The organism is Mesorhizobium sp. NZP2077, assembly GCF_013170805.1.
Classification (GTDB): domain Bacteria; phylum Pseudomonadota; class Alphaproteobacteria; order Rhizobiales; family Rhizobiaceae; genus Mesorhizobium.
Genome location: NZ_CP051293.1, coordinates 5,289,647 through 5,304,804 on the forward strand (window position 1 = coordinate 5,289,647; position 15,158 = coordinate 5,304,804).

General features: G+C 63.8%; 15 protein-coding genes. 11 read left to right on the forward strand and 4 right to left on the reverse strand.

What is annotated here, in order from left to right:
• The first annotated feature begins 89 nt into the window (after nt 1-89).
• From HGP13_RS26550 to HGP13_RS26595, 10 genes are all read left to right on the forward strand, one after another.
• Nucleotides 90-887 carry an ATP-binding cassette domain-containing protein gene (locus tag HGP13_RS26550; protein ID WP_172234857.1) on the forward strand — a complete coding sequence of 266 codons (798 nt, stop codon included), beginning with the start codon at nt 90-92 and terminating at the stop codon, nt 885-887.
• On the forward strand, nt 884-1,903 hold the full coding sequence (locus HGP13_RS26555) for an ABC transporter permease (protein ID WP_172230860.1): 1,020 nt from the start codon (nt 884-886) through the stop codon (nt 1,901-1,903). The genes HGP13_RS26550 and HGP13_RS26555 overlap by 4 nt, the downstream gene beginning before the upstream one ends.
• A gap of 1 nt (nt 1,904) precedes the next feature.
• The gene (locus HGP13_RS26560) at nt 1,905-2,993 is read left to right on the forward strand and encodes a phosphotriesterase (RefSeq protein WP_172230863.1); all 1,089 of its coding nucleotides are present in this window, start codon (nt 1,905-1,907) and stop codon (nt 2,991-2,993) included.
• Between the two features lie 30 nt (nt 2,994-3,023).
• Entirely contained in the window at nt 3,024-3,794 is a 771-nt protein-coding gene (locus tag HGP13_RS26565; RefSeq protein WP_172230866.1) for a glutamine amidotransferase, read from the forward strand.
• A 2-nt stretch (nt 3,795-3,796) separates the two neighbouring features.
• Nucleotides 3,797-4,708: a ribokinase gene (locus HGP13_RS26570; protein WP_172230869.1), complete on the forward strand. Its 912-nt coding sequence runs from the start codon at nt 3,797-3,799 to the stop codon at nt 4,706-4,708.
• The gene (locus HGP13_RS26575) at nt 4,705-5,541 is read left to right on the forward strand and encodes a BtpA/SgcQ family protein (protein WP_172230872.1); all 837 of its coding nucleotides are present in this window, start codon (nt 4,705-4,707) and stop codon (nt 5,539-5,541) included. Before HGP13_RS26570 ends, HGP13_RS26575 begins: the two co-directional genes overlap by 4 nt.
• Entirely contained in the window at nt 5,538-6,782 is a 1,245-nt protein-coding gene (locus HGP13_RS26580; protein ID WP_172230875.1) for a Zn-dependent hydrolase, read from the forward strand. The genes HGP13_RS26575 and HGP13_RS26580 overlap by 4 nt, the downstream gene beginning before the upstream one ends.
• 185 nt (nt 6,783-6,967) lie before the next feature.
• Entirely contained in the window at nt 6,968-9,121 is a 2,154-nt protein-coding gene (locus HGP13_RS26585; protein ID WP_172230877.1) for a penicillin-binding protein 1A, read from the forward strand.
• Nucleotides 9,122-9,233: 112 nt separating this feature from the next.
• A complete protein-coding gene (locus tag HGP13_RS26590) occupies nt 9,234-9,818 on the forward strand; it encodes a DUF1214 domain-containing protein (RefSeq protein WP_172230879.1) in 585 nt (194 codons plus the stop codon).
• Entirely contained in the window at nt 9,811-10,380 is a 570-nt protein-coding gene (locus HGP13_RS26595; RefSeq protein WP_172230881.1) for a DUF1254 domain-containing protein, read from the forward strand. Before HGP13_RS26590 ends, HGP13_RS26595 begins: the two co-directional genes overlap by 8 nt.
• Nucleotides 10,381-10,461: 81 nt before the next feature.
• Here HGP13_RS26595 and HGP13_RS26600 read toward each other — a convergent pair whose 3' ends face one another.
• Complete coding sequence (locus HGP13_RS26600) at nt 10,462-10,647, reverse strand: hypothetical protein (protein ID WP_081850319.1); 186 nt, start codon at nt 10,645-10,647, stop codon at nt 10,462-10,464.
• Nucleotides 10,648-10,857: 210 nt separating this feature from the next.
• Here HGP13_RS26600 and HGP13_RS26605 point away from each other — a divergent pair, with 210 nt between their 5' ends.
• Nucleotides 10,858-11,889 carry a hypothetical protein gene (locus HGP13_RS26605; protein WP_172230883.1) on the forward strand — a complete coding sequence of 344 codons (1,032 nt, stop codon included), beginning with the start codon at nt 10,858-10,860 and terminating at the stop codon, nt 11,887-11,889.
• Here the strand turns inward: HGP13_RS26605 and HGP13_RS26610 are convergent.
• From HGP13_RS26610 to HGP13_RS26620, 3 genes are all read right to left on the reverse strand, one after another.
• Entirely contained in the window at nt 11,867-12,214 is a 348-nt protein-coding gene (locus HGP13_RS26610) for a DUF1491 family protein (RefSeq protein ID WP_172230885.1), read from the reverse strand. The two genes, HGP13_RS26605 and HGP13_RS26610, sit on opposite strands and share 23 nt — an antisense overlap.
• Nucleotides 12,215-12,284: 70 nt before the next feature.
• Complete coding sequence (locus HGP13_RS26615) at nt 12,285-13,085, reverse strand: peptidoglycan-binding protein (RefSeq protein WP_172230887.1); 801 nt, start codon at nt 13,083-13,085, stop codon at nt 12,285-12,287.
• Entirely contained in the window at nt 13,060-14,832 is a 1,773-nt protein-coding gene (locus HGP13_RS26620; RefSeq protein ID WP_172230889.1) for an ATP-binding protein, read from the reverse strand. Before HGP13_RS26620 ends, HGP13_RS26615 begins: the two co-directional genes overlap by 26 nt.
• Nucleotides 14,833-15,158 lie beyond the last annotated feature (326 nt).

Genomic DNA, 15,158 nt, shown 5'->3' on the forward strand with positions numbered 1-15,158 from the left:
AAGGACGCCCGGGCCGCGCATCGACCTCATGGGTTGCCCGCGCGGCCCGGCGATCGGTTGAACTTGTCGCCTAGAGAATTGGAACCATGATGAGCGATGGCGAGACCTACCGCGTCAGGATGACCGGTATTTCCAAACGGTACGGCCCTATCCAGACATTGGACGATGTTGCGCTGAACCTGAAGCCCGGCGAGGTGCTCGGCTTGGTCGGTGACAATGGCGCCGGCAAATCCACCCTGAGCAAGGTTCTGTCCGGCGCGGTCATTCCGGACTCAGGAACCATTGAGATCGACGGCAAAGCTGTTTCGTTTTCGTCACCAGCCGATGCCCGCGGCGCGCGCGTGGAAATGGTCTACCAGGACCTTTCGCTCTGCGACACGGTGGATGTGGCGGGCAATCTCTTCCTCGGCCGCGAGCCGCGCCGCCATGTGCTCGGCGTGCCCTTTCTCGACAACAGACGCATGCACGACCAGACGCGCGAGATGCTCGACCGGCTCGGTATCGTCATCGCCGACACCAGACTCAAGGTCGAAAACCTCTCCGGCGGACAGCGCCAGTCGATCGCCATCGGCCGCGCCGCCTCCTTCGATCCGTCGGTGCTGATCATGGACGAACCGACCGCCGCCCTTGCTGTGGCGGAAGTCGAGGCGGTTCTGGACCTCATCCGTGCCGTCAGCGCCCGTGGCGTCAGCGTCATCCTCATCACCCATCGGCTGCAGGATCTGTTCCTTGTCTGCGACCGCATCCAGGTCATGTATGAAGGCCGCAATGTCGCCGAACGCAAGATCGGCGACACCAGCATCGAGGAGGTCGTCAACCTGATCGTTGGCCGGAAATTCACGGCACGTTCGGCTCGCGCCAGCCGCGATGAGGGAGTGCAGCTATGAACGTCACCTCTCCATCTGCAGATATTGGCGCCTCGCCGCTCAAGCGCGCCCACAACAGCACCTGGAAGGATGTAGCGGTAGCCAATGGCAGCGTCGTCTCCATCGCGCTGTTCTTCATCGTTGTCTGTGTGGTCTTCTCGCTAATCACCGGTTCCTTCCTGACGACGCCCAATCTGCTCAACATCGTGCGCCAGTCGGCGCCGCTACTGATCGTCGCGGCCGCCATGACCTTTGTCATCACCACCGGTGGCATCGATCTCTCGGTCGGGTCCGTGCTGGCGTTGACGGCGACGCTGTCAGCCGTCCTGCTGCAAGCTGGCCTGCCTTGGCCACTGGTCGTCGTCGCCATGCTGGCGCTGGGAGCGGCGATAGGCGCCTTGCAGGGTTTCTTCATCGCCTATGAGCGCATACCGGCCTTCATCGTCACGCTTGCCGGTCTCTCGGTCATTCGCGGCGTGGCGCTGCTGATCACCGGTGGCTATTCGATCCCGGTCGAGCCGACCAGCTTCTTCGTCAACATCGGCAGGGCGTGGTTTCTCGGTGTGCCGGTACCGGCACTGCTCGCCCTTGCTGTCCTGATCGTCGCCTACCTCGCCTTCAACCAGACACCGTTCGGCCGCTATGTGACCGGCATCGGGGCCAACACCGAGGCCGTGCGCCGCGCCGGTGTCGATACGCGCTTCATGACGCTCTTCGTCTATGTCCTGTCAGGCATTGCGGCAGCGTCGGCCGGCATCATTCTCGCGGCCAGACTGGGGTCCGGCTCGTCGAATTCCGGCCAGGGTTTCGAGCTCGACGTCATCGCCGCGGTGGTGCTTGGCGGTACCAGCCTGTTCGGCGGGCGCGGCACGATCATCGGCACCGTGCTCGGCGCATTGACCGTCGCGGTCATCGGCAACGGCCTGATCCTGGCGCACATGTCGCCCTTCCTGACGCCGATCGTCACCGGCACAATCATCCTCGTCGCCATCTGGCTGAATTTCCGCCTGTTCAAGGGCGCAACGCGGAGCCGCTGACATGGATCATCTGTTCGACAACACCCCGAGGCAACGGGCGCCGATCGGTGTTCGCTCCGGCACCGTGATGACCGTTACCGGCCCGGTTGCGATCGCCGCCATGGGCGTAACGCTGATGCACGAGCATATCCTGCTCGATGGCGCGACATCGTGGAAATGCCCCTGCCATCCCGACGAGAAGAAGATCGCGGAGCAGCCGGTCAGCATGGAGATCATCGGCGAGTTGCGGATGAACCCCTACATGAACCGCGACAACGTCTCGCTCGACGACAGCGACCTGGCGCTTTCGGAACTGGCGAAATACCGGGCGCTCGGCGGCCATACGGTGGTCGATGCGACCAATATCGGCATTGGCCGCGATCCGGTGAAGCTGGCGCGCATCGCCCGCGCCTCCGGATTGCGGATCGTCATGGGCACAGGCTTCTACCTGCAACATACCCACCCCGACTGGCTGAAGGCGATGGATGTCGATGACGTCACCGAATTCCTCGTCAACGATGTCGGCGGCGGGTCGACGCAGCCCGAAGTCATGGCCGGTATCATCGGCGAGGTCGGCGTCAGCAAGGATTTCACCGATGAGGAGCGCAAGTCGCTGCGGGCTTCGGCCCGCGCCGCCAAGATCACGGGCGTGCCGCTGACCATCCACCTGCCCGGTTGGGAACGGCTAGCGCATGAGGTGCTCGACGTCGTCGAGGCGGAAGGTGTCGATCTCAGGCATACGGTGCTGTGCCATATGAACCCGAGCCACAACGATCTTGCCTACCAGAAAAGCCTCGCCGCGCGCGGCGCCTTCCTGGAATACGACATGATCGGCATGGATTTCTATTACGCCGACCAGGACGCGCAATCACCGTCCGACGAGCAGAACGCGCAGGCGATCCGCTCGCTGATCGAGATGGGGCTTGTCGACCGGATCCTGCTGTCGCAGGACGTCTTTCTGAAGATCATGCTGACGCGCTTTGGTGGCTTCGGCTACGGCTTCATCCTCAAGCATTTCGTGCCGCGGCTGAAACGCCGTGGTGTCGAGCAGTCGGCCATCGACAAAATGCTCATCGACAATCCAAAGACCGTGTTCGCCGAAGGCTTCTGAGCCGCGGACCCAAGCAATAAGGGAGTATACATGTCCAGGAAGAAGGTTCTTCTCGCAGGCGAGTCCTGGGTCTCGACCGCGACCCATATCAAGGGCTTCGACCAGTTTCCGACCGTGACCTATCACACCGGTGCCGATGAACTGCTGGCCGCGCTGAAGGACAGCCCGTTCGACGTCACCTTCATGCCGGCGCATGAGGCGCAGCGGGATTTCCCGCAGACCATGGAGGCGCTTTCGGCCTATGACGCGGTCGTGCTTTCCGATCTTGGCGCCAACACGCTGCTGCTTCACCCCGACACCTGGATCCATTCCAAGCCGACGCCCAACCGGCTGCGCCTGCTGCGCGACTACGTCGGCAATGGCGGCGGCCTGTTGATGTTCGGCGGCTACTACAGCTTCCAGGGCATCAATGGTGGAGCGCGCTATCACAAGACGCCGGTCGAGGACGTTCTGCCCGTCTCTTGCCTGCCGGTCGACGACCGCGTCGAAGTCCCCGAAGGCTATGCGCCGGTGGTTGTCGGCCCACAAAGCCATCCGATCCTCAAGGGCCTCGGCACGGACTGGCCGATCCTGCTCGGCTTCAACGAAGTCGTGGTCAAGGACGGTGCGGACGTTCTCGCCACCGTATCTTCCGACTACCAGTCGCTGCCGTTGCTGGTGACCGGCAGATATGGCCAGGGCCGCACAGTCGCCTGGACCTCGGATGTCGGCCCGCACTGGCTGCCGCCGGGCTTCATCGCCTGGAACGGCTACAAGACGCTGTTCGAACAGATGCTGGGCTGGGCAACGGCCAGGGATTAGCCATGCGCGTGCATGTCGTCGGCAATGTCTGCGTCGATACGACGTTTCGGCTGGAGCGGTTTCCGCGGCCAGGCGAGACGCTGAACGCATCGGAACACGCCGACGGACTTGGCGGCAAGGGTGCGAACCAGGCGGTCGCCGCCGCGCGAACCGGAGCCGATGTCCGCATCCACACAGCGATCGGCAGCGATGCCGCCGGAACCTGGATAAGGGAGCAGTTGGGCCGCGATCTCGATGCCAGCCATCTGACGATGCTGCCGCTGCCCAGCGACAGGTCGACGATCATGGTCGATGCTCGGGGCGAGAACCTCATCGTCACCGGTGCCGGTTGCGCCGCAGCCTTCGATCCGCTGGCCGGCAGCGGTTTCGCGCCCTCGATCGAGCGCGGAGACATCGTGGTGATGCAGGGTAATCTTCCCGGGGATGTAACGACCGCCTGCCTGCAAGTGGCGCGCGGCGCGGACGCTATTACGATCTTCAATCCGAGCCCGCTCACCGCTGGCTACGTACCGATTTTGAGTGACGTCAGCGTCGCCATCGTCAATGCGGGTGAAGCGGAGCAACTGACAGGAGCCAGTGACCCTGCCACGGCAGCCCGCGAACTGATCCGTCAAGGCGCAGACACGGCGATCGTGACGCTCGGCGCGCTTGGCTGCCTTGTCGCCGATGGCCAAGGATGGATCAACCGGATCGCGGCGCCCAAGGTGACCGTGCTAGACACAAGCGGCGCGGGCGATGTCTTTTGCGGCTGCCTCGCCGGCTGCCTCGCGGCCGGCATCGACCTCGCTAGGGCAGCGCGGATCGCGGTGCACGCCGCGGCCATTTCGGTCGGACGCGCCGGCACGCTCGGCTCCTGCCCCGACGGGCAGGAGATGAAAGCGCTCATGAAAACGACGGAAGCGGAAACCGCATGACACAAAAACCAGTCGGTCAGGTCGCTAATGATGCGCTGACATCGATCTTCGGCAGAAGCAAGGTGGTGATCGGCGTCGTTCATCTGGCGCCCCTGCCGGGCGCGCCGCGCTACAATGGCAACGCGGTTGAGGCCATCTATCAGCGCGGCCTCGACGACGCCAAAGCCTATCTCGACGGCGGTTGCGACGGCGTGATCGTCGAGAACCATGGTGACGTACCGTTCGCCAAGCCGGACGATATCGGGCCGGAAACCTCCGCCTACATGTCCGTCGTCTCCGACCGCATCCGCCGCGAGCTCGGTCGGCCGATCGGCATCAACGTGCTTGCCAACGCCTCCATTCCCGCGCTGTCGATCGCCAGTGCCTCCGGCGCAGCCTTTGTGCGCGTCAACCAATGGGCCAACGCCTATGTCGCCAATGAGGGCTTTATCGAGGGAGAGGCAGCACGCGCTATGCGCTTTCGCGCAAAACTTCGGGCCAACAGCATCCGCATCTTCGCCGATGCCCACGTCAAACACGGCGCCCACGCGATCGTCGGCGACCGACCGATCGAGGAGCAGGTCAAGGACCTGGTGTTTTTCGACGCCGATGCGGTGATCGCCACCGGCCAGCGCACCGGCCACGCCGCCGACCTCGGTTACATCAGGATGATCAAGGACGCCGCCGGACTGCCGACGCTTGTCGGCAGCGGGGTGACGCCCGACAACGCCAACGACATCCTCGACATCGTCGACGGCGTCATTGTGGCCAGTTCGCTGAAACATGACGGCGTCTGGTGGAACCAGGTCGATCCACAACGGGTGAAGTCCTTCATCCGTGGCCTCAATCGGTGACTTTGGTGCCGGAGATCGACGGCGAGCGACTGCTCGGACGGCTCGATGCTTTCGCCAGGATCGGCGCGACACCGGCCGGCGGTGTCAACCGGCAGGCTTTCAGCGTCGAGGATCGCGGCGCCCGGCGCTTGCTGACGGAGCTGGCGCTGGAGCGCGGCTTCGTGGTCTTTCAAGACGGCATGGCGAACCTCTTCATCCGCCGCGAAGGATCGGACGCCACGCTGCCGCCGCTCTTGATCGGCAGCCACCTCGACAGCCAGCCGACGGGCGGGCGCTTCGACGGCGCGCTCGGCACGCTTTCCGCCTTCGAGGCCCTCGAAGCGCTGGAGGACGCAAAGGCTGAAACCCGGAAGCCGATCGAGGTCGTCGCCTGGGCCAATGAAGAAGGCAGCCGCTTCACGCCTGGCGTGATGGGCTCCATGGCCTTTACCGGCGCCGATACCGCCGCTTGGAAATCCATCGTCGGCGCCGACGGTGCGTTCCTCGCAACGGAACTGGAGGCCACGATCGCCGCCTTGCCGGAGGCGGTCCACCGTCCGATCGGCATGACGATATCAGGCTATATCGAGCTGCACATCGAACAGGGACCGTCCCTGGAAAAAGAGCGGTTGCCTATCGGTGTCGTGACCGACGTTCAAGGCACGCGCTGGCTGGAAGTTTCCATTGCGGGCGCCGCGGGCCACGCCGGCACGACCGGCCTTGCCTACCGCAGGGATCCGATGGTCGCCGCGGTTGCCGCAATGCACAGGCTCCAGACGACGATCATGCCGCAAGACAGCAGCGCGCGGCTGACGGTGGGCCGGATCGCCGCGCAGCCAGGATCGATCAACGCCATACCGCAATCCGTGGCCTTCACCGTTGACATCAGGCATCCGCAGGTAGAGCGGCTCGATGCCATCGAGGCCGAGCTGCGCCAGGCCTGTGCGGCTGCGGCAGAGGCCCAGCATTGCACGGCAACGATAAGACGGTCGTTCGACATGCCGGGGGCGGCATTTTCTGCCGATATGGTCAAAATCGTCGAGGAGGCTGCCAGTTCGCTCCGGCTGCCGCACAAGCAGATGATATCGGGTGCATTCCATGACGCGCTGTTCCTCGCCCGGGTGGCGCCCGCCGCGATGATATTCGTGCCGTGCCGTGACGGGCTTAGCCACAACGAAGCAGAATATGTGGAGCCTGCCGACGCAGTCGCCGGCGCGCGGGTTCTGCTGCAGGCGGCCATCGCGGCAGCCTCGCCGCGATGATCATTTGAGGTGGCGGCGGTCGCCATTCATGCCTGCCCCTGCCCTTCCCTTAAGAAACCTTGCGGCTGTGTCCTCGCCGCCCTTGTGAGCGTCCACAAAATGGATGAATAGTCGGAACAGGGCGTTGCCCTGAAATTGCCGGCTTGCGGTTTTCAGGTCACGCCACAGCCGAGCCGGGTTTTTGAATGGTCAGCCCTGAACCGCGCAAGAGAAGAGGTGCGATAGCCTCCCGCCTTCTGGCGGTGGACGCCTGGGTTGATTCCTCGCTCTACGAGATCGGTTTCAAGGCTCGCCAATTCTGGGAAGGGGCGACGATCTTCTCGCGGCGCTTCCGCCTGAAAGGCTGGCGCCGCGTCATCATCGAACTTTTGAGCGAAGGTTTCACACTCGGCGCGGGCGGCATCGTGGTGATGCTTGCGCTGGCCATTCCGGCGTTCCAGGATACTACCGGTGACTGGCGTGCCCAAGGCGACTTCGCGGTCACCTTCCTTGACCGTTACGGCAACGAGATCGGCCAGCGCGGCATCATCCAGCGCGATTCCGTGCCGGTCGACGAGATGCCCGATCACGTCATCAAGGCGGTGCTGGCCACCGAGGATCGGCGCTTTTTCGATCACTACGGCATCGACGTTCTGGGCCTGTCGCGCGCGATCTTCGAGAATGTGCGGGCGAATTCCGTCGTCCAGGGCGGCTCGAGCATCACCCAGCAGTTGGCCAAGAACCTGTTCCTGACCAATGAGCGCACCTTCGAGCGCAAGATCAAGGAAGCCTTCCTGTCGCTGTGGCTCGAAGCCAATCTGTCGAAGAAGGAGATCCTGCAGCTCTATCTCGACCGCGCCTATATGGGCGGCGGCACGTTCGGCATCGAGGCGGCGGCGGACTTCTATTTCGGCAAGAGCGTCAAGGACCTGAACCTCGCCGAGGCCGCGATGCTGGCCGGCCTGTTCAAGGCGCCGACCAAATACGCACCCCACATCAACCTCCCGGCGGCGCGTGCGCGCGCCAATGTGGTGCTGTCCAACCTGGTCGATTCCGGGTTCATGACCGAAGGCCAGGTGCTGCAGGCAAGGCTGCATCCGGCCGATGTCGTCGATCGTGGCGAACAGAAAAGCCCGGATTATTACCTCGACTGGGCGTTCGACGAGGTCAAGAAGATCGCCAAGCCGGGCCAGCATTCTCTGGTTGCCCACACCACCTTCGACGCCAATATCCAGAAGGCGGCGGAAGAGTCCGTCGAGTTCCACCTGCGCCAGTTCGGCAAGGAGTACAACGTCACCGAAGGCGCCGTTGTGGTCATCGAGACCAATGGCGCTGTGCGGGCGATCGTCGGCGGCCGCGATTACGGCGCCAGCCAGTTCAACCGCGCCACCAAGGCGCTGCGCCAGACCGGCTCGTCGTTCAAACCCTATGTCTACGCCACGGCGATGGAACACGGCTTTACGCCCAACTCGATCATATCAGGCGGCCCGATCAGTTGGGGCAACTGGTCGCCGCACAATTACAGCGGTGAGTCGGCGGGCAACGTCACGCTGTTGATGGCGATGGCCAAGTCGATCAACACCGTGCCGGTACGGCTGGCCAAGGACCATCTCGGCATCGGTCCGATCAAGGCGATGGCGGAATCCTTCGGGGTGGAATCGCCGCTCGAGGGACACAAGACCATGGTGCTCGGCACTTCGGGCATGACCGTGATGGACCAGGCGACGGGCTACAGCGTGTTCGCCCAGAATGGCTTCGTCGGTTCCCGGCACGGCATCACCCAACTCGTCACCCGCACCGGCGACGTGGTGTATGACTGGACCAAGGACGCGCCGCCGCCGCACCGGGTGCTCTCCGAGCAGGCGCTGAAATCGATGAACACCATGCTTGCGGCCGTACCGGTGATAGGCACGGCGCGGCGGGCGCTTATTCCCAACATCGTCGTCGCCGGCAAGACTGGCACGACGCAATCCTATCGCGACGCCTGGTTCGTCGGCTTCACCGGCAACTACACGGCGGCCGTATGGCTGGGCAACGATGATTTCACCCCGACCAAGAACATGACCGGCGGCTCGCTGCCGGCGATGGTGTGGCAGCGCCTGATGGTCTACGCGCACCAGAACATCGACCTGAAGCCGATCCCCGGCATCGACAAGCCTTTCGTCGACGAGGAGATCGCGGCCAAGGCCGCGGAAGCGCAGAAGAAGAGCGAGGATCAGGCTGCGGCCGACGCGGCTGCCGAACGCCCGGCGGTGCTGTCCAGCCGGACCACGCAGACGCTAAGGGACATGACGCAGCTGTTCCAGTCCGCCCCCAAACTCGACGCCTCGACGCCGCCCGAAACGCTTTCGGCGCTGTGACTTTAGCCCCCGGCGCGGGCGAGGCCGACAGGCAAATCCATCCCGCCCGCTTGCCACAGGGGCCTGCGCCGCGATATCCCCGAACCGCACTCCTTCATTCAACCGGCCCTTTATGCTCAAGAATGCCTTCCTGACGCTGCTTTCGCTTGCCATAGCCATTGGCGGCGGCGGCGCCAGCGTCTGGTATGCGCTGAAGATCCAGGACGGCGTCGGCGCGATCCGGATCGGCCAATGGACCGCCTTCCCCGACATCGGCACGCCGGCCGCGGACCCCTATTCCAAGGCGCGCGTGGCGCGCGAGGGCGTGCTTGCGCTCGGCCGCGCCGAAGGCCTGTCCTTCGTGGCGGAAAATGACGCTGCCGGCGACCAGCTCAAGCGGGAATGCACCTATAGAATCGAGGGCGGATTTCCGACCGCCCGCTTCTGGACGCTCTATGCCGCCGATCAATCGCTCGGCGTCGTCGAGACCAGCAAGCCGCGACTTGCAGCACTTCAGTCCTACGAGGTGCTGCGCCAGGCCGACAATTCGGTGATCATTTCGGTCGGCCATCACCCGATGCCAGGCAACTGGCTTCTGACCGACGGTTCCGGACGGATGTATTTCGTCCTGACCTTCTACGACACGCCGATCGCCAGCAGCACTGGCCTGTCGGACGTTTCGCTGCCCAGGATCGTGAAGGCCGGCTGCGATGCGTAATCTCCTGGCCGCGCTGCGCCGTCTTTTCCATGCCGTCCTGCTCGGCCTCGTCGGCGCCGGCATCGTGCACATCGTGGTGCTGCTCCTGGTGCCGGAGTTTTCGGAGCGCGACGCCTGGTCGCGACTGTCGATGGCGTCGGATCTCTACAGGATGAACCGGCTCGATGCCGAGGCAGGCGGCGCCCCGGTGGTGAAATCGGTCGACCCGCTGTTTTATGCCACGGCCTGCCGGTTCGACCTCGAGGAAGGCATGGTCCGCATCAAGGCGCCGGGGAATGTCCCCTTCTGGTCGGTATCGGTCTATGACCACAACGGCCACAACATCTATTCCTTCAACGACCATACGGCGACCGGTGGCAAGCTGGACGCCGTGGTGCTGACGCCGGCACAGATGATCGACGTGCGCAAGGACCTGCCCGAGGATCTGCAGGGGGCGATCTTCGTCGAAGCGCCGATCGACGAGGGCATCTTCGTCATCCGCAGCTTCGTCCCGGACGACAGCTGGAAGCCGATCGTGTCGCGCTTTCTCGATCAGAGTTCCTGCGAGCTGCAGGATTTCTAGCCCTAATCAAGGCCTGATATCCGTACCAGGACAGCCGGCAGCGGATGCTGCCTGATGAGCCAGTCGCCGCCTGGGGAAGACTCAGTGGTGCGGCATCGGCGTCCGCGGCGATCCCGGCTTGTCGGGCCCGGCAGGCCGCGCTTCGCCGGCGCTGGACCGCTCATAGCGGATGCCGGGAAAGATGATCACCGCCGCCGGTATTTCGGTGGTTTGCTTGGCTCGATTGGTCGGTGCCGCACGCGGCACGAAAGACAGTACCATGCCCATGATTCGCGCATTCCTCTCGGTTTCCCCGGAGCACAACGCAACGCCTCCAAATATCATTAAGGCCGGCAGAGGGTTAACGGAGCGCTAACGGATCACCGCTAACTTGATCTTTGTCTAGCGGTCGGGAGGTTCTGACCGAGGCAATCGCGAAACCGACACAGTCCCGGTTGAGCGTGATCGAGGCTGTGTGTCGAGTATCGGGTATCCTTCGTGTCATCTTCGGACTTCAGGCAAATCGCGATACGGACGGAATCGGGCAAGGCCGAAAGGCTGTTCCGCGCCGCGGTGTCGGCGTTCTGCTCGCTGACCCGGCCGTCCCGCCGTGAGATCGGCCAGCTCGAAGACCTGACGCTGCCGCTGTTCGACGATGTGTCCGTCGAATCGCGACGCTACGTGGCAGCCGCCCTTTCCGAATGCGAATATGCCCCCGCAGCACTCGTGCGTCGCCTCTGCGAGGAACCGGTCGACATTGCCGCGCCGCTGTTGATCCGCTCGCGTGCAGTCAGCGATATCGACCTGATCGCGCTGATCGGCAGGCACGGCCTGCCGCATGCGCGCGCCATAGCCCGACGCAAGGACCTGAACCCGACCATTGCCGACCTGATCAGGGCGCTCGAAAGACCGACGCTGGTGCGGGTGCGGGAACCGGAGGCGCAGGCCCCCGCGGCTCCAACCGTCACAGCCGCAAATGCGGAAGCGGCCGAAGACAGCGCGACCGGTCAACAGTCCCCCGGCACGGCCGCCGAGAATGCGCGGCGCAGGCTGCGCTCCATGATGCACACCGGTGATGAAGCACTGGCGGCGAAGGTCGATGCGTTCCCCGGCTCGGATACCTATGTCAAACTGCGCGAGACGGCGCTGACGGGAAACGCCGCCTTCTTCCAGACCGCGCTGGCGGATGCGCTCGACATTGATTTCTCGACCGCGCGATCGCTGACCGCCAACCAGAACTACGCCTCATTGTTGGCGGCGCTGCGCTCGCTCGACTTCAGCGAAGACAGGGCCTTCCTGATCACGGTCGCCATCTATCCCAGCCTGTTCCCGCATCCGCAGGCCATCCGCACCTATCTCGACCGCTATCGTTTGCTGCATCGCGATGTCGCGCTGGACAGGGTGCGGGGATGGAAAGCCGAGACGCTGTCCAGGATGGTCAGTGACGCTTCGCCCGCAAACAGCGACAGCCGCATGGCGTCGAACAGCGACGATGCCGCCCCCAGCCTCAGGGCGTCTTCACGGAAATAAGCTCCTCGACGGGAACAGTGCCCGCCTCGATCTCGACCACCCAGATGTCGGGATCGAATTTCTTTTCCCTCTCGAGACGGGCATCGAGCACGGCCTGGTCATCGCCGGCGGCGAGAAGGCTGAAGAAGCGGTCGTCGGGCTTGGCCGAATCGTAGCTTGTCTGCGGCGCCGGCCCGTAGAGGGCGATTTCGCCCATCCTGCTCCGCGCCAGCACGAAAACAGCACCGGCCTCGGTCGCGCCGCGATTGACCACGGCGGCGAAACCACCGGCGCCGAAAACCCGGCGCAACAGGGCCGAGACCCAGAAATCCGATGTGACGCGCATGAGAGAACTCCGGAAACGTGCGGGCTATGTATCGCTGTTTCCGCCGCTCGGCGAGCCGTCGTTTGAGGCCTTAGTTGGTCAGGCCGATCTCACGCATCTTTACGTAGACGATCTCGTCGGGCTCGCCGGTCTGCGGCAGCCCGAACAGCGACTGGAATTCCTTGATCGCCGCCTTGGTGCGCGCACCGACGACACCGTCCAGCTGCATATCGTCATTGCCGAACGCCTTGAGCCCGGCCTGGATCTTGACGATGCGCGGATCGGGTCCCTGAGTCGGGGCCGCATCCGCCTGCCCTGAATTCATCTGCCCGGAATTTGTCTGCAACGACACCGGAACGGCGGCCGGCGGCACGTCGGGACGAGGCTGTGGTCTGGGCACGGCAGCGGTCTTCGGCGTTGCGCCAAGCTGATCCAGCAGCAGTGCGTCGATCTCGCCGGAGGCGTTGAGCCCGACCTTCTGCTGATAGGCCTGTATGGCCTTGCGCGTGTTGGGGCCGGAAATGCCGTCGACCGTGCCGGGATAGAAGTCGAGGTCCTTCAAGATGCCTTGCACCTGCTCGACCACCGGATCACCCTTCATCGGGGCGGGCGCCGCATTGGGCCGCACGATGTTGATCGTCGTCTCCGGCTCGTCGGCGGCAGAGTGCGCCAAACCCTGGAAATTGCGTGTGGCGAAGAACGCGCCGGCATGCGGGAAAGGCTGATACCACAGCGCATTCGCCGAGACATAGAACAGCGTCACCAGGAATGCCGTCGATCCGCCCACCAGAACGGGATTGCGCGAAATCATCCCGCCGACGGCGATGGCGCCGTCCTGGAAGGCATTGCTGCGGCGTTTGACCGCCTTAGGCTGTTTTGCGGAGCGAGCCATTTCTGTCCCCTTTCGCCCTCATCACCGGCATCGTCAGCACCCCTGTCTGGTTGGCCGGGCGCACCTTCGGCCCGTTGACCGGCAGGCTGATGGTCACCGTGGTGCCCTCGCCCGGCATACTTTCGATCGACATGGTGCCTTCGTGCAGCGCCACCAGCCCCTTCACCAGTGACAGGCCAAGGCCGGTCCCCTCGAAACGGCGCGTATAGTCGTTCTGGATCTGCATGAAGGGCTTGCCGAGATTGGCGAAATCCTCCTCGGCAATGCCGATGCCGGTGTCCCTGACCCAGAAATGCAGGCGCGAGCCGATCCGCTTGGCGCCGACGACGACATCGCCGCCGTCGGGCGTGAACTTGATCGCATTGGAGACGAGGTTGATCAGGATCTGCTGCACGGCGCGGCGATCGGCATTGATGTCGCCGGCGTCGGGAGCGATCTGCGTTTGCAAATCGATGTTCTTTTCCTGCGCCTGCAGGCTCATCATCGACTGGCACATTTCGACCGCTTCCATGAACCGGAACGGCTCCGGTTCCGCCGTGTAGGCGCCGGATTCGATCCGCGACACATCGAGTATGGATGTCACGACGGCCAAAAGATGCTGGCCCGAATCCCGCACCACGCCGACATATTCCTTCTGGCGCGGATCCTTGAAGGCGCCGAACATCTCATGCAGCAGCATGTCCGAGAAGCCGATGATGGCATTCAACGGCGTGCGCAGTTCATGGCTCACCGCCGCCAGGAACCGGCCCTTGGCCACTTCCGCGGCGGCTGCCGCTTCATTGGCCTGCGCGAGTTCCTCACGCAGCCCAGCCATCTCGTCATTCTCGCGCAGGATGAGCGTGAAGACGTCGCCCTGTTCTTCGGCGCGCAGCAGTTCGAGCAGGAACGGCCGATAATTGTCCGCCATCAATCGACTGTCATTGTGGCGACTGTCATTTTTGTCACTCTGGCCATTGCCGTTCTGGGGCAGCCTGATGCGCAATTCGAGGCGGCGCGAGGCAGCACCATCACGCATGTCAGCCAGGGCGCTGAGATAGGAGACACGGTCCGACAGGTGGACGCGGTCGAAGAGGCCGGTTCCGGAAAGCAGTTCCGGCGGCAATTTCAAAAGTGTGCGCGCCTTGGCCGAGGCATCGAGCACCTCACCGTGGCGGGCGACCCGCAAGATCACCGCGTCGATGAGGTCCTCCAGCCGGTCACCGCTATCCAGCGTATCAGCCACACCGGCACCATCGCGAAACGCCGATAGGCGCGGCATCAGTGTCAGCGCCCAGGCCAGCGGCACCAGCCAATGCCAGGCGGCTATCTGCGCGCCCGCGAAAGGCAAGAAAGCCGCAGCCAGAGGCTGAAGGGCAATGGCAACAATGGCCGAGATCGCTCCCCAAAGGGCTGCGCGCCGCGAGGCGCCGATCCACCAGGCTTCGAACGGCAGCGCCACGGCAAGCATGGCGACAGGAGAACTCAACCCGCCGGCGGCGACGATCAGAGCGCCAAGGGCAACAGCCGCCATCGCCAGGGCGATCGGTGCCGCCGTGGCCATCCTGCCGGTCGCCGCCACCAGCAGGGCGATAAACCAGCACAGGCCGAAGGCCGCGAAGATGGCGGCCATGGTCACCGCAACACCCATGCCTGACGTAACCAGCGTGACCGCGGCACCGGCGGCAAAGAACGGCGCAGCCAGCATGACGCCGATGAAGCGGCGCTGGCGCTCGCGGCCGCTCTGCCCGAGAATCGAGGGATGGACCATACGTTCGCAACCGGCGGCAATCGCGCCAGGCAATTCAGCGTATCTGGCCTTGATCGGCATCAACTCAACGCACTCGCACTCATCGTGAACAGCTCTGCTTTTGCAGATTGTTTTGATTGGCTCTGAAACTCTCATCCAGCGTTTAAGGAATGGATAAGGCAGGGCCGACCAAAGCCCGGCCTGTGGCAAATATCGGGATGCTTGCTGCCGAAAACCCGTGCAAATGCCGCCATAGTAAATGGAGGGTTATCCGAGAACGCCTGCCGTCAGCGGACCATGGGCGCGGCGAGAAGCGGCTTAATCTAGAGAAAATACAATGGAAACAA

Coding starts and splice junctions, on each gene's coding strand:
- HGP13_RS26550 (WP_172234857.1), top strand. CDS start 90: ATGAGCGATGGCGAGACCTACCGCGTCAGGATGACCGGTATTTCCAAA.
- HGP13_RS26555 (WP_172230860.1), top strand. CDS start 884: ATGAACGTCACCTCTCCATCTGCAGATATTGGCGCCTCGCCGCTCAAG.
- HGP13_RS26560 (WP_172230863.1), top strand. CDS start 1,905: ATGGATCATCTGTTCGACAACACCCCGAGGCAACGGGCGCCGATCGGT.
- HGP13_RS26565 (WP_172230866.1), top strand. CDS start 3,024: ATGTCCAGGAAGAAGGTTCTTCTCGCAGGCGAGTCCTGGGTCTCGACC.
- HGP13_RS26570 (WP_172230869.1), top strand. CDS start 3,797: ATGCGCGTGCATGTCGTCGGCAATGTCTGCGTCGATACGACGTTTCGG.
- HGP13_RS26575 (WP_172230872.1), top strand. CDS start 4,705: ATGACACAAAAACCAGTCGGTCAGGTCGCTAATGATGCGCTGACATCG.
- HGP13_RS26585 (WP_172230877.1), top strand. CDS start 6,968: ATGGTCAGCCCTGAACCGCGCAAGAGAAGAGGTGCGATAGCCTCCCGC.
- HGP13_RS26590 (WP_172230879.1), top strand. CDS start 9,234: ATGCTCAAGAATGCCTTCCTGACGCTGCTTTCGCTTGCCATAGCCATT.
- HGP13_RS26595 (WP_172230881.1), top strand. CDS start 9,811: ATGCGTAATCTCCTGGCCGCGCTGCGCCGTCTTTTCCATGCCGTCCTG.
- HGP13_RS26600 (WP_081850319.1), bottom strand. CDS start 10,647: ATGGGCATGGTACTGTCTTTCGTGCCGCGTGCGGCACCGACCAATCGA.
- HGP13_RS26610 (WP_172230885.1), bottom strand. CDS start 12,214: ATGCGCGTCACATCGGATTTCTGGGTCTCGGCCCTGTTGCGCCGGGTT.
- HGP13_RS26615 (WP_172230887.1), bottom strand. CDS start 13,085: ATGGCTCGCTCCGCAAAACAGCCTAAGGCGGTCAAACGCCGCAGCAAT.
- HGP13_RS26620 (WP_172230889.1), bottom strand. CDS start 14,832: ATGGTCCATCCCTCGATTCTCGGGCAGAGCGGCCGCGAGCGCCAGCGC.